Source organism: Xanthocytophaga agilis, assembly GCF_030068605.1.
Classification (GTDB): domain Bacteria; phylum Bacteroidota; class Bacteroidia; order Cytophagales; family 172606-1; genus Xanthocytophaga; species Xanthocytophaga agilis.
In genome coordinates this window covers 313521-326707 of sequence record NZ_JASJOU010000003.1, presented here as the reverse complement: position 1 = coordinate 326707, position 13187 = coordinate 313521, and the positions used below count along the sequence as shown (strand labels likewise).

Below are 13187 nucleotides of genomic sequence, written 5' to 3'. Positions count from 1 at the left end.
TGGTTTAGTAGGAAAACATTTTAAAAAGAGAACACTTCCAAGCTAAACTTTTCAGAAATAGTAACGTGTATATCTGTAGTTCAGACACTCTTCTCCGTAATTGGGCTACTTCTGATAAAAATTACTTCCTCAATTTTGTATTCATAAAATGAGTTCTAACTTATAAAGTGGATTATATGAATACTGAAAAACAAAAAGTATGGTTTATTACAGGTACTTCCAAAGGTCTTGGATTACAACTAACAAAACTTGTTCTATCCATCGGAGATAAGGTGGCTGCTACTACACGGGATGTAGAGGCGTTGAAAAAGAAAGTAGGCACAAATACAGAGAATCTTTTTCCGGTAGAGTTGGACATCACCTCTGATAAAGATGTAAAAGAAGCTATTAATCGTGTAGTACAGGAGTTTGGTCGTATAGACGTAGTCGTTAATAATGCTGGATATTCTTTGGTAGGAAGTATGGAAGAAATGTCAGATGAAGAGTTTCGGAAAACAATGGATGTCAATCTATTTGGCACTGTCAATGTGATACGAAATGTCATGCCTTATTTGAGAAAGCAGCAATCCGGCCATATAATCAATATTTCTTCCAATGCCGGATATGTTGGATTTGAGAAGGCCAGCAGTTACAATGCCGCCAAGTTTGGTGTAGTAGGTCTTTCGGAGGCTCTGGCACAGGAAGTAAAAGGGTTTGGAGTTCATGTAACTGTTGTAGCGCCCGGCCAGTTTAGAACGGAGTTTATGGATTCTATTCTGTATGTTAAAAACAGGATTGCTGTATATGGTGTGGACGAAGCAGAGAAGATGTGGTCTCAGTTTAGCGGACAGCAACAAGGAGATCCTGAAAAGCTGGTTCAGATCCTTGTTAACCTGAGCCGTATGGAACAGCCACCTGTTCGATTGTTATTAGGCCCTGACACGTATGAACTGGTAACAAAGCAGCGTAAGGTAGAGGAAGCAGATTTTGAGAAATGGAAAGATCTGACACTTTCTACCAATTTCGATTAACTTTTTCTGGGAGCCAATATAGTTGTCTTCTTGACTGCATATACTATGAAACCTTATAACATCCAATCCATTGTCCAGTTGCATAAGCTACTGAAGCTACCCAACCCCAGGCATCCGTTAATTAGTATTATGGATTTTGAGGACATTACCTGTTTTGATGATAGTGCATTGGAAGCTGTTGCCTATAATTTCTATTGTGTTGCTATCAAGAAAAACTTTGAGGGTAAGATGCGATATGGTCAACGCCACTATGATTTTGATAGAGGTGTAATGACATTTTTTGCTCCAAAGCAGGTAGTAGTGACGGAAATACGAGATGACTGGCAGCTTGAAGGTCAGTGGCTGGTATTTCATCCGGACTTTATTCAAGGCTACTCATTGGCTAGCGAAATTCATCAGTTTGGCTTTTTCTCTTATGCAGTGAATGAAGCCTTGCACTTATCAGAAGATGAAGAACGTATTATTATGCGATTGTTTGAAGATATCAGACGGGAATATTCTGCTGTGGTAGACCGTTTCTCTCAGGATGTGATTATCAAACAACTAGAGCTGTTATTGAGTTATTGTAATCGCTTTTATCATCGACAGTTTTTGACCCGAAAGCAGGGGAATGACAGTCTGCTCATCGATTTTGAAAATCTGCTTGATTCCTATTTTGAGAATGGAGATGCCGAGCTACATGGTTTGCCAGGAGTGAGTTATTTTGCTGATCGGTTAAATATCTCACGTAATTACCTGAGTGATATGTTACGAGTTATTACCGGACAAAGTGCACAACAACATATTCAGCAAAAGATAATAGAGAAAGCAAAAGAACTATTAACTCTTTCTGAACTAAGTGTGGCTGAGATTGCCTATCAGCTGGGATTTGAGTATCCACAATCCTTGCACAAACTCTTTAAAAAGAAGACTGATCTATCCCCGCTCGAATTTCGTCAGCAAGTCAGATCAAAATGAGTAAGTCTGTAACCATGAGATTAGTTTGAGTACAATGACACATCTATCTCATACGTCTTTGTTAACTATTTACCAAAACCTTTCTTTCCAAAACAGAAAGGTTTTTTCATTTTGAAAAAGATATACTTGCTTCTATATCTATGATTATTGTTTATATGTATTGATAGACAGTTAGTTATCTGTGTACTAGTCAATTTGGCAAGAGGTTTGGGCATAGATTGTCAAAACAGAATACAATATGAAATCTATTATTCCGCTACTTGCCTTATGGCAGAGTGTTCCTTCCCAATCCGAGAAGAAAAAAGAGATAATCAGTCAGTCAGATCGTGAAAATATCTATACGCTTATTCAGGAGTTGGCCGATCAAACGAAAGTATTTGCTTTATCCTATCATTTTAAAGATGTGAGACGGTGTTTCATGGTAGCGGAAGATTTGTTACAACATTCTGATATTCAAATACGAAGTGCTGTCAGCAATGTGTATCTGTACTCTTTGTCTACCTTACTGGATGAGAACAATTCGCTTTCATCTGTACTTCGGTCATTATTGCTTCCTCAGCTTCGCAAAGAATACTACAGACAATTACAGGCTTCTCTTCCATAATACAAGATGAGCAGAAGCCAATTGAATTTAACTAAAATAGAAATGAATACTGAATTTAAGATAGAAATAGCCTCAATGAAACATATAGGATATGCTGAGTTGATCTGCCAAACCATGGAAACCAGTGCGTTAGCCAGAGGAACAGGTATTTCCAAAAGATTACCCGAAGATATTATACATAAGATGGAAGAAGGCAAAGCCTTTATTGCTACCCATAGAAATGGCGATTGGGCTGGGTTCGGATATTTTGAAGTATGGGACAACGGAAAATCTGTTTCTAATTCAGGTTTAATAGTAGCTCCTCACTATCGGAATAAGGGTATTGCTGAAGCTCTCAAGCGAAAGCTATTCAGGCGTTGCCGTCAGCTGTTTCCGTATGCAAAGATATTTAGCATTACAACCACCAAGACAGTAATGAAAATCAATTCACAATTAGGTTTTAAACCTATGCCTTTTGGAGATCTTACCGCAGATACACAATACTGGAAAGGATGCCAGTCCTGTTGCAACTATGATATTCTGCAACGTACAAACTGTAAATTTTGTCTTTGTACCGGTATGGTATTTGATCCGGCTGAATCGCGGGAAAAATAAACTGGAACAATAAATAAGGGAGAGCAATATTGCCCTCCCTGTGTCTCATTTACTCATCTCTGCATAGTGCTTATAAAACAATCCTATGGTTTCAATGCCTTTCAGGTAGTTAAATACACCATAATGCTCATTTGGAGAATGGATAGCATCGCTGTCCAGACCAAATCCCATCAGCACCGTTTTCAGTCCCAGTTCTTTTTCAAACAAGGCTACAATAGGTATACTGCCACCACCACGGGTTGGAACTGGCTTTTTACCCCATGCCTCTTCAAATGCCTTGCTGGCTGCTTTGAATGCAGTAGAGTCAGTAGGTGTTACAGCCGGATGACCGCCATGATGAGGACGGACTTGTACCTTAACCGTTTTAGGTGCTATACTTTCAAAATGTTTCTGGAATAATTCTGTAATCTCATCCGGAGTCTGATTTGGTACCAGGCGCATACTGATTTTCGCAAATGCTTTCGATGGTAGAACAGTTTTGGCTCCTTCACCTATGTAGCCACCCCAAATACCGTTTACATCCAGTGTAGGGCGAATGCCTGTGCGTTCAATAGTTGTATAACCGGTTTCACCAAATACATCGTCAATACCCAGGTCTTTCTTATATGCTTCCAGATCAAATGGTGCCTGATTAAGTTCTGCCCGTTGTTCGGCTGTCAGTTCTATCACATTGTCATAGAAGTTTGGAATGGTAATGTGCCCATTGGCATCTTTCAGTGAGGTAATCATCTGGCACAATACGTTGATTGGATTATCTACCCCGCCACCATATACTCCGCTATGCAGATCCCGGTTAGGGCCTGTTACTTCTACCTCCACATAACTCAGTCCCCGTAAACCTACTTCCAGTGAAGGTGTATCATTACCAATAATGCTGGTATCAGAGATCAGAATTACATCCGCTTTCAGTTTGTCCTTATAGGCTGTAACAAAAGATTCCAGGTTTTTAGACCCTACTTCCTCTTCTCCTTCAATCATGATTTTGAGATTACAAGGCAGAGAATCGGTTTGTAACATCACCTCCAGCGCCTTGATATGCATATATACCTGCCCTTTGTCATCACAGGCACCACGCGCAAAGATAGCCCCATCGGGATGCAAGGCAGTTTTCTGAATGACAGGCTCAAAAGGAGGAGAGTTCCAGAGATTAATCGGATCTGCAGGCTGTACATCGTAGTGACCATAAACCAACACAGTAGGAAGTTTAAAATCTATGATCTTTTCTGCATAGACAATGGGATTTCCGGCAGTTTCGCATAGTTCAACAAAGTCAGCTCCGGCTGTTTCCAGTTGTGTTTTGGCAAAATTAGCGGCACGGCGTACATCATCCTTGTATTTACTGTCTGCAGATACAGACGGAATACGCAGCCAGTCAATCAATTCTGTTAAAAAGCGATTTTTATGTTGTTCAATATAGGAATTCATAAGCAATCCAGATGATGTTAGTAAGTGTTACAATAATATATTATGAAACCAGCGTTGATACATCATATCATATGTACCATTTTGTTTTAATTCGTCAAGAATCGTGTTGATGGTCTCCCTGAGTGAGTGGTTATCCTTCTGTAACGCAATAGCATACGATGACTCTGTATCTGGCAGAATTAAGCTAACCGAAAGAGTAGGGTGTTTCTCAACAAAAGCCCCTGCAATAGAGGTGTCGTCTACCAGATAATCGAAGGCTCCCGTCTGTAATTGAGTGTATAAATCGTCGTTACTGTCTGATGTATATATGGAGAGGGGATTAAGGTATTGTCGAATGTAGTCTTCTGCTTCTGTGGCAATGCGTACACCTGCTTTCTTTTGAGATAGTTTTTCTATACTGTCTAATAGTCCATCTTTACGACTGACCACCCCAAGATGGAAGTCAAGATACGAGTTGGTGAAACCCAATACTTTCTTGCGGGATTCTGTTACAGTGACAGCAGAGCAGACAATATCTACTTCTTTCTGTTCGAGTTTTTCGAGAATGTCTTTCCACAAAATAATTTTATACTCCAGATGGCAATTAAGTTTTTGAGCTATGTATTGCAAAAGATCCACTTCGAAGCCTTCAAACTGCCCTGAGCGTATATCTGTGTGTAAAGGAACAGGAGCCGCGTGGTCTAACCCAACATGTAGAACGGATTTCATGACAGTAAAAATATAGGATATGAACGTCACAGAACTTTAGAGATTCTGTGACGTTCGTATAAAAGCTGGGTAATTAATCAATAGTTACCAGGCAATAGTCTTTTCCTTTTTGAATCAGAAGATATTTGTTCTGAATTAATGGGAAATCTACTGCTTGAGCAGGGTCTGATACTTTAACTTTATTTATACTTACACCATTTCCCTGAATCAGCTTGCGTGCATCTCCTTTGGATTGAAATAGTGTTTTTTCATTCGCACTTTTTTGTTTTTCTGTAACTACAGAGATTAGTTCAAGAATATTAGGAGCATTGGCCAGTTCTTCTTTGGATAAATGAGCTTGGGTTACTCCCTCAAATGCTTCCAATAGTGTCTGTTCGTCAATTTTAGCTAGGATGTCAGTGGTATTCTTGCCAAATAAAATCTCAGAAGCTTCTACTGCTTTCAGATACTCCGCTTCTGAATGGACCATACACGTAACTTCTTTGGCTAGTGCTTTCTGAAGTACACGCTTACCTGGGTCCTGGTCTTGCTCTGCTTCCAAACTTTCAATAGTTTCTTTATCGAGCAATGTAAATACCCGAATCAGGCGTTTTACTTCTTCATCTTTGACTTTCAGCCAAAACTGATAGAACTTATACGGAGAGGTTTTGGCTGGATCTAACCATACGTTTCCACCTTCGCTCTTTCCAAACTTTTGTCCATCTGCTTTGGTTACCAGAGGAGCTGTTAACGCATAGGCTTTGCCATTGTCAATACGTCCGATTAGTTCTGTACCTGTTGTAATATTACCCCACTGATCAGAACCACCCATCTGTAACCGTACTCCTTTATGCTTGTATAACCAATAGAAATCATAACCTTGTAACAATTGGTAAGAGAACTCTGTGAATGATATACCTTCCTTGCCTTCACCTAAACGGTTTTTAACAGAGTCTTTGGACATCATATAGTTTACAGTCAGGTGTTTGCCCACTGTACGCAAAAATTCCAAAAAGCCAATTTCTTTAAACCAGTCGTAGTTGTTTACCATTTCAGCGGCATTGTCACCTGTAAACTTCAGAAACTTTTCCAGTTGCTTTCTGATTCCTGCCTGGTTAGCTTGTAATGTATCTTCATCCAGCAGATTCCGTTCTTTGGACTTACCTGAAGGATCTCCAATCATACCTGTCGCTCCTCCTACCAAAGCATAAGGCTTGTGACCTGCTCGCTGGAAGTGAACCAGAAGCATAATGGTTGCCAGGTTTCCGATATGTAAAGATGCTGCTGTCGGATCAAATCCAATATATCCACCTGTCATTTCTTTGGCTAGTTGCTCATCAGTACCAGGCATTTTATCATGGAGCATGCCACGCCATTGTAATTCTTCAATAAAATTAATTTTTGCGTCTTTATTCATGAGTCTTAAGTAGAATTCCGGAACAAAGTTAAAAGGAAATTGTTTTTACAAAGGGAGAGTTGCTCTATTTACTGAAAAAATCTATAGGTATAATTTTTTGTGACAGTTTAAAGTACAAATGCCAATGCTGAATATGATAACTAAGATGAGCAGACTATAGTAATATAAACAAATCAATAAAGCGAAATAAATTAGGATTATATCTCTGTTTTTTGGGATGTAAGGCATAATTTTTTGCTCTTATTGGTGTAGTTTCTCACTTATTCCACATCAGTTATGGCTATACAGAATTTAAACACCCTGGTAGAATCACTAGCCAGATGTATTCATGGCTGTGAGCGTTGCGCAACAGGTTGCCTGAATGAAGCAGATACGCCTTTGGTACGTACATGTATTGCTACTGCACTGGATTGTGCAGATGCTTGTTCACTGACGTTGAAATTAATTTCAAGAGAATCAAAGCATTGGAACCATTTATTGCAATTATGTGTGCATATTTGTAAGGATTGTGAAAAAGAGTGTGGAAAACATTCTCTTGAATATTGTAGAGAATGTGCCGAAATTTGTCATTATTGTGCAGAGACCTGTGAGCAATATATGACCGTAGTAGTCTTATAACAGCATTTATACCGAGCAAACAAAAGAGATACTTATTCTATTTTTATGAAAATTGATATTCATATGCTGAATTTTGAGGCAGATGATGAATTTCTGAATCGTATTTATAACCGCATCAAATCACTGAATAACTATTCGGAACTTTTTACAAATGCAGAGGTCTTCCTGAAAAAGGAACAGAACTCAGAAGAATTTAATTTAGAGATTCGTTTACATGGCAGAGCTACAGATATTTCTGCCAATACTCAATTGGGAAGTTTTGATGATGCACTGGAATCTACTTATGAGAAGATTTTGAACGAACTTAAAAAGCGTAATAAATAACTTATACCAGAATTGTAACATACGAACTCATCTGTTTTCTCATTTTATAGAAAATAGGTGAGCTTGTTTGTTATTTTATACACATTCTACAAAACTTACACCTGTTACCCTCCTGGCTTTCCTATACTAGGATACCTTCTTGTAATTAGCTCTATTAAGGTAAAATGCCCGGAGCTATGAATCTTGAACAGAGAAACAATATATTAAGCAAAGCTAGAATTCTTAAGAATCTGAAGCGATACGATTTAGCAGATGCCGAATTGAGGAAACTCCTTGTTGATGATCCTGAGGATGCAGAAGTATTAAAAGCACTTGCCATAAAGGAAATAGAACAGCAACAATACTACGAAGCACAAAAGTATGTTTCACAGTTAGTAGGATTGGTAATCAATGATGCTTACGTCCACTATCTTCAGGCTATTCTTCATTTAACCCTTCAGAAAAATACTGAAGCTGAAAAATCCATTCGTGAGGCGTTAACACTACAGCCTGAAGAACCCATCTATTATGGAATACTCGCGGAAATCTTTGTTTTCCAAAAAAATTGGGAACAAGTATTACTTGTGACAGCATCCGGACTGATATTTGATGCAGACAATCTTCATTGTCTATTATTACGTGCTTGGGCACTAAGTCATAATGATAGGAGAGAAGAAGCCGAAGAAGTAATGAAAAAACTTCTCTCACTAGGTCCTGATCAATCGGAAGTAATATGTTACATAGGTAAGATTCTATATACACAAAAGCGGTTTGATGAAGCCTATTCCTATTTCCAGAATGCCTTGCAGTTAGATCCTTCTAATGAGGAGGCAAGAGCATATGCTTTAACTATCCGAAAGCATCAAAACTGGCTTTTCCGTAATGTAACTTCTCACATAATCAAATTACCTTATCTATTTGGTATATTACCCAAATGGGGCAGGTGGCTAATCCGGTTAAGTGTAGGGGCGGGATGTTTTTATTTGTTGCAGGGTTATGGATTGTGGATACAAATTATTTGTGCCTGTATTATGGCAATCTCAGTGAAGATGCAGCTATCGTTATATTTCTCTCCAGTGATTTTATTGCTTACAAAGGTCTCAGACCAGCTTACAGATGATGACTTGGAGAGCAAACGATTAGCTCAGGGAGGAAAAGAGCCAAATGGAATAGTGATACCTGAAGGCTTCTTATGCATTGTATCATTTGTGGTTTTATCCTGCTGGATATGGGGTGGCCCTGCTTTGGGTATTATCGTAACCTCTGGCATTTTAGTAGTAGGTGTGCTAAGTATATTTACACTATTCAGAAAGAAAGTGTTTAAAACCAATCCTCAGAAAGAAGCAATCCGAAAGCAGGAAAAGGAGGCATTTGAACAAAGGCGAGAAGAGCAGAAAGCGGAATGGAAAGAAACCAAAGCAGAGATAAAGCAGGAATGGCAGACTGCTAAAGATGAATTTAAGCTGGACATGGAAAAAGTTCGGGAAGAACGTAAGCAACGTAATCAGGAAAGAGAGGCCAGATGGCAACAGGCAGAAGGTACAAGAAAGCAAAATCGTCCCCAAAAAAGTATTCTGCGTACTATCGGAAATGTATTCGCCTGGTTAGTAATTATTAAAGTGAGTATGTATATTCTGATATTGCTGGGAATGGGACTAGTTTCTCTCTTTTCCTAAATAAGAACAGTAATTTATATAAAAAACGGTATATTCTGTTTAGTTGAATGGATCAGCAATAGAATACACCGTTTTAATCTACAACTAAGATTATTGTTTTTGTATCGCACATCCAACAGGACGTTTTTCTGCATATGGAAGGTTTTTCCGATTGACTGCAGCTGTAATGGCGTCTCTTAGATAAAATGCAGTAGCTTCCTGGGCTACTTGAGGATTATCGTCAATAGCGCCTCTGTATTTTAAAATAAAATTTCCTTCTCCTGTGTTTTGTAACACAAAAACTTCCGGATTTTTGGTCGCTTTAAATTGCAGTGCTACCTTTTGTTCTTTATCTGCAAGATAGGGTACTACTGCATTTTTCTCTTTTGCCCATTTCTCCATTTCTTCTATTGAGTCATCAAGATGGTCCAGAGATGTATTGGAGTTAATCAGAAGGAACTGTGCCCCTTTCCCCTGGTATTGAGAAATCAGGTTTTGGATACGTTCTTCATAAAGTTTGGCGAAAGGACAGTAATTACTTGTAAAGATCAGTACAATTGCCTTTTCATTCTTATAGTCTGACAATGAAATAGAATTATGGTTAATCGCATTGATTAACGTAAAATTCTCAATCTTGCCCGGTGTTTGAGCAGAAGCCATTATAGCAAGCAACAGGGCTGCTTTCAGTGTTAATATAAAGCTACGTAGAGATTTCACCTTTAAAAGTATAAGCCACTATAAAACTAGTAATTTTCTGATAAAAGATTGTATATGAAGTGTTGTGTGTATCTGCCTTAACAGTACCAAATAATGTACCATTTTCGTATATATCAAAATTTTCTACATAAATTTGATCTCTGAAACTTAATTGACGTTGGCTATACAATTTATAGAGAGCTTCTTTAGCGCACCAGTAGACACAATATTTCTCAATATCGTCTTGTGCATGCACATATTCCTGTGGTGACAAAACTCTGGGAATTATCTTACGCATTTTTTCTTTAACCGGCTCAATGTCAATTCCGACTGGAGAACTTTTGTGCAGAATAGCTGCCGCATATTTTTCAGTATGGCTTACCGATACATAGTATTCATGTTCTGCCAACAGTGGACGGCCCTGCCAGTTTTTGAGTATACCCTGATAGGGTTTTTCCCAATGATGTAATAAATATTGTACAAGTATTCGGGAGGCAAGGGTTTGTTTACGTCTTCCTTCATGACTAATGCTTAACAGATAAGCTGTATCATGTTCGTTGGGCTGCCAGAGATGATATAATTCTTCCAGTGTTTCGTTGATCTCCCATATCCCCCAGATACAGCTATCATTTATACATTCATTTTTGGACAAAGGCATATAGATGGTAAGAAGAGGGCTAAAAACACGAATGTGCTACTTTTTTCTCAGAAAAGAACAGTGTATACAATAACTTGATAGCCAAATATGAATAAAGGAACATTTTCGGGGTAAAAATACTTATACTTACGATTTGTGGCATAATCGAGCGGATATTTTATTTATCGGAGATAACTACTTGATACAGTTTTGAAGAAAGCCACAATTACGATTAATTTTACCTGTGAGGTATTGTAAACACAAATGTCGGAAAATTTGAGTCACAGAATACAAGTAAATAAGGTAGGAACTTTTACAGGTCATAGAGATTGTGTATATGCCATAGAGAAGGCTTCAAATCCGTATCAGTTTTTTTCAGCGGCTGGTGATGGGTTGGTTGTTCAATGGGATTTACAAAATCCTGATCAGGGAAAGCTGTTGGCGCAGATTGGTGCTTCTGTCTATGCATTGCATTTTGAAGAAGAAAGACAACTGCTTTGGATTGGACAGAACTTTGATGGCTTGCATGTAATAGATCTTGTCTCACAGAAGGAGATAGGTTCCGTCAAAATTACCGAATCTGCTATTTTTGATATTCAGATATGGGAAGAATCTGTCTATGTGGCAACAGGAGACGGTACAGTGATCATGCTGGACAAGGAAACATTAACAATCCGAAAACAACTAAAACTCTCCGACAAAAGTGCCAGATGTTTGGCTATAAATATACAAAGTAACGATTTGGCCGTTGGATACAGCGATCACCAGATCAGGATTCTGGATCTGAAAACGTTAACTTTGAAGCATACATTGGAAGGACATACAAACTCTGTTTTTACAGTAGCCTACTCACCTGATTCACAGCTTTTAGTAAGTGCTGGCCGTGATGCTCAGCTGAAAATATGGGATGTTGGGGCTTCGTATTCATTGTACAATTCCATAGTAGCACATATGTATGCTATTAACCATATTACCTTCCATCCTGATGGACACTATTTTGCGACAGGTAGTATGGATAAATCCATTAAAGTGTGGGATGCCCTTTCATTTCGTCTACTGAAAGTTATTGATAAAGCACGTCATGCGGGACATGGAACATCTGTTAATAAATTACTTTGGACAGATTATCATAGTCGTTTAGTATCAGCTAGCGATGATCGTACGTTATCTATATGGGCAATCGATAATTTGCCCTGATTTATAGAGATAAAACCCTTTGGAAAGCCAAAATAATAGGATATTTATATATAAAAGTGTAGCTTTACCACATAAAGAACGCGTTTAAACGACGAAATTTTATATAAACTGCCTGAATCAGGCACAGCAACCTATGAAAATAACACCCATCGAAATACGTCAGAAAGTTTTTTCAGAAAAAATGCTGCGTGGGTACGATAAAGATGAAGTAATTGCATTTTTACAATCCTTATCACAAGAGTGGGAACGCGTATTGGAAGAGAATAGGGAATATCGAATAAAGCTGGAGGTGACTCAAAAAGAGGTACAGAAGATGCGCGATGTAGAGACCTCATTATATAAAACACTAAAAACTGCTGAAGATACTAGTTCCCAACTTATTGAGCAGGCTAACCGTTCTGCAGATTTGCAGATGCGGGAAGCTCGCAACCAGGCTGACTTGTTATTAAATGAAGCTCGTGCCAAAGCACAGAAAATGATTCAGGATGCAGAAAACCAGTCGAGAAACAAGCTGGAAGAAACGCTAACTGAACTCAAAAGCCGTGAGAATGATTTTCGTCAGTTGGAAAGGCTGAAAGAAAGTCTGATCAAAGAGATTCAAAACATTGCCAGTGATACTTTGGACCGAATCAACCGGGTTGCTGAAAAAGGGAATAAGAATGTCTTTGAAGACAAAATACGGGAAGTTCGGGAAGCTCTTGAGAATAAACCCAAGGAAAGCACTAATTCACTGTCTCAGAATACATGGGATACTACCACTAAAAACGGAGAGCCTGAATCTATAGCAACAGGAATGCCTGCAGAAACCAAAGCCTCGTCAACACCTATATCAATTCTGCAAGGTAGTGTAGTGGTTAAGAATCAGTCAAAGCCAGCAACTGAGAAGAAAGAAGATTCTTCACCTTCAAAAGGACCTGCTTCGTTCTTTGATGAGATCAAATAAAAGAATTGCAATTGCTTGAAGAATATCAAATATACATTTTAATTTATACTACATTTTGGGCATTATTGCTTTAGAAGGAATGGAATTTTTTGCCTACCACGGCTTCTATGAAGAAGAACGTAAAGTAGGCAATCGTTTTATTGTAGACCTGGCTGTAACACTGGATCTGACCCAACCTGCACAAACAGATAAACTGAGCCAGACTGTAAACTACGAAGTGCTTTATAACATTGTAAAAGAGGAGATGGAAATACAATCTCATTTATTGGAGAATATGGCAGGGCGGGTATTAGACAAAATCTATCATAAGTATCCTCATATAGAATCTGTTACTGTAAGTATTGCCAAACAAAATCCTCCTGTAGGCGGTGTATGTCGTCAGTCTAAAATTACCCTGACACGATAGTACGCAGATCTGATATACTAAACTTCTATTACATCATC

Annotated in this window: 15 protein-coding genes; 10 read left to right on the top strand and 5 right to left on the bottom strand. The window is 38.5% G+C overall.

Going from position 1 to position 13187, the window contains the following annotated elements; translation table 11 throughout:
• The first annotated feature begins 176 nt into the window (after positions 1-176).
• The 4 genes from QNI22_RS11765 (at position 177) to QNI22_RS11750 (ending at position 3165) form a co-directional block, all read left to right on the top strand.
• Entirely contained in the window at positions 177-1010 is an 834-nt protein-coding gene (locus tag QNI22_RS11765; protein ID WP_314510826.1) for an SDR family NAD(P)-dependent oxidoreductase, read from the top strand.
• 45 nt (positions 1011-1055) lie between these two features.
• A complete protein-coding gene (locus QNI22_RS11760) occupies positions 1056-1967 on the top strand; it encodes a helix-turn-helix domain-containing protein (RefSeq protein WP_314510825.1) in 912 nt (303 codons plus the stop codon).
• 238 nt (positions 1968-2205) lie between these two features.
• A complete protein-coding gene (locus QNI22_RS11755) occupies positions 2206-2571 on the top strand; it encodes a DUF7674 family protein (protein ID WP_313976264.1) in 366 nt (121 codons plus the stop codon).
• Positions 2572-2613: 42 nt separating this feature from the next.
• Positions 2614-3165, top strand: coding sequence for a GNAT family N-acetyltransferase (locus QNI22_RS11750; RefSeq protein WP_314510824.1), 552 nt, complete (start codon positions 2614-2616; stop codon positions 3163-3165).
• A gap of 45 nt (positions 3166-3210) precedes the next feature.
• On the opposite strand, the gene QNI22_RS11745 is transcribed toward QNI22_RS11750, so the two are convergent.
• The 3 genes from QNI22_RS11745 to tyrS all read right to left on the bottom strand — a co-directional run bounded on the left by QNI22_RS11745 (position 3211) and on the right by tyrS (position 6694).
• On the bottom strand, positions 3211-4590 hold the full coding sequence (locus QNI22_RS11745; RefSeq protein WP_314510823.1) for a dipeptidase: 1380 nt from the start codon (positions 4588-4590) through the stop codon (positions 3211-3213).
• 27 nt (positions 4591-4617) lie between these two features.
• Positions 4618-5298 (bottom strand): substrate-binding periplasmic protein, encoded by a 681-nt coding sequence (locus QNI22_RS11740; RefSeq protein WP_314510822.1) that lies wholly within the window; start codon positions 5296-5298, stop codon positions 4618-4620.
• A gap of 73 nt (positions 5299-5371) precedes the next feature.
• Positions 5372-6694 carry a tyrosine--tRNA ligase gene (gene tyrS / locus QNI22_RS11735; RefSeq protein ID WP_313996406.1) on the bottom strand — a complete coding sequence of 441 codons (1323 nt, stop codon included), beginning with the start codon at positions 6692-6694 and terminating at the stop codon, positions 5372-5374.
• A gap of 276 nt (positions 6695-6970) precedes the next feature.
• Between tyrS and QNI22_RS11730 the strand changes: the two genes are divergently transcribed.
• From QNI22_RS11730 to QNI22_RS11720, 3 genes are all read left to right on the top strand, one after another.
• Positions 6971-7312 carry a four-helix bundle copper-binding protein gene (locus tag QNI22_RS11730; RefSeq protein WP_313996404.1) on the top strand — a complete coding sequence of 114 codons (342 nt, stop codon included), beginning with the start codon at positions 6971-6973 and terminating at the stop codon, positions 7310-7312.
• 45 nt (positions 7313-7357) lie between these two features.
• A complete protein-coding gene (locus QNI22_RS11725) occupies positions 7358-7636 on the top strand; it encodes an HPF/RaiA family ribosome-associated protein (RefSeq protein WP_313976274.1) in 279 nt (92 codons plus the stop codon).
• A gap of 176 nt (positions 7637-7812) precedes the next feature.
• Positions 7813-9291, top strand: coding sequence for a tetratricopeptide repeat protein (locus tag QNI22_RS11720; protein ID WP_314510821.1), 1479 nt, complete (start codon positions 7813-7815; stop codon positions 9289-9291).
• Positions 9292-9381: 90 nt separating this feature from the next.
• Here QNI22_RS11720 and QNI22_RS11715 read toward each other — a convergent pair whose 3' ends face one another.
• Positions 9382-9987: a thioredoxin family protein gene (locus tag QNI22_RS11715; RefSeq protein ID WP_314510820.1), complete on the bottom strand. Its 606-nt coding sequence runs from the start codon at positions 9985-9987 to the stop codon at positions 9382-9384.
• Entirely contained in the window at positions 9971-10624 is a 654-nt protein-coding gene (locus QNI22_RS11710) for a 4'-phosphopantetheinyl transferase superfamily protein (RefSeq protein WP_314510819.1), read from the bottom strand. Before QNI22_RS11710 ends, QNI22_RS11715 begins: the two co-directional genes overlap by 17 nt.
• Positions 10625-10867: 243 nt before the next feature.
• On the opposite strand from QNI22_RS11710, the gene QNI22_RS11705 reads away from it, so the two are divergent.
• From QNI22_RS11705 to folB, 3 genes are all read left to right on the top strand, one after another.
• Positions 10868-11800: a WD40 repeat domain-containing protein gene (locus QNI22_RS11705; protein WP_314510818.1), complete on the top strand. Its 933-nt coding sequence runs from the start codon at positions 10868-10870 to the stop codon at positions 11798-11800.
• A gap of 133 nt (positions 11801-11933) precedes the next feature.
• Positions 11934-12743 carry a DivIVA domain-containing protein gene (locus QNI22_RS11700; protein ID WP_314510817.1) on the top strand — a complete coding sequence of 270 codons (810 nt, stop codon included), beginning with the start codon at positions 11934-11936 and terminating at the stop codon, positions 12741-12743.
• Positions 12744-12798: 55 nt separating this feature from the next.
• Positions 12799-13149, top strand: coding sequence for a dihydroneopterin aldolase (folB, locus tag QNI22_RS11695; RefSeq protein WP_314510816.1), 351 nt, complete (start codon positions 12799-12801; stop codon positions 13147-13149).
• The last annotated feature ends 38 nt before the right edge of the window (positions 13150-13187 follow it).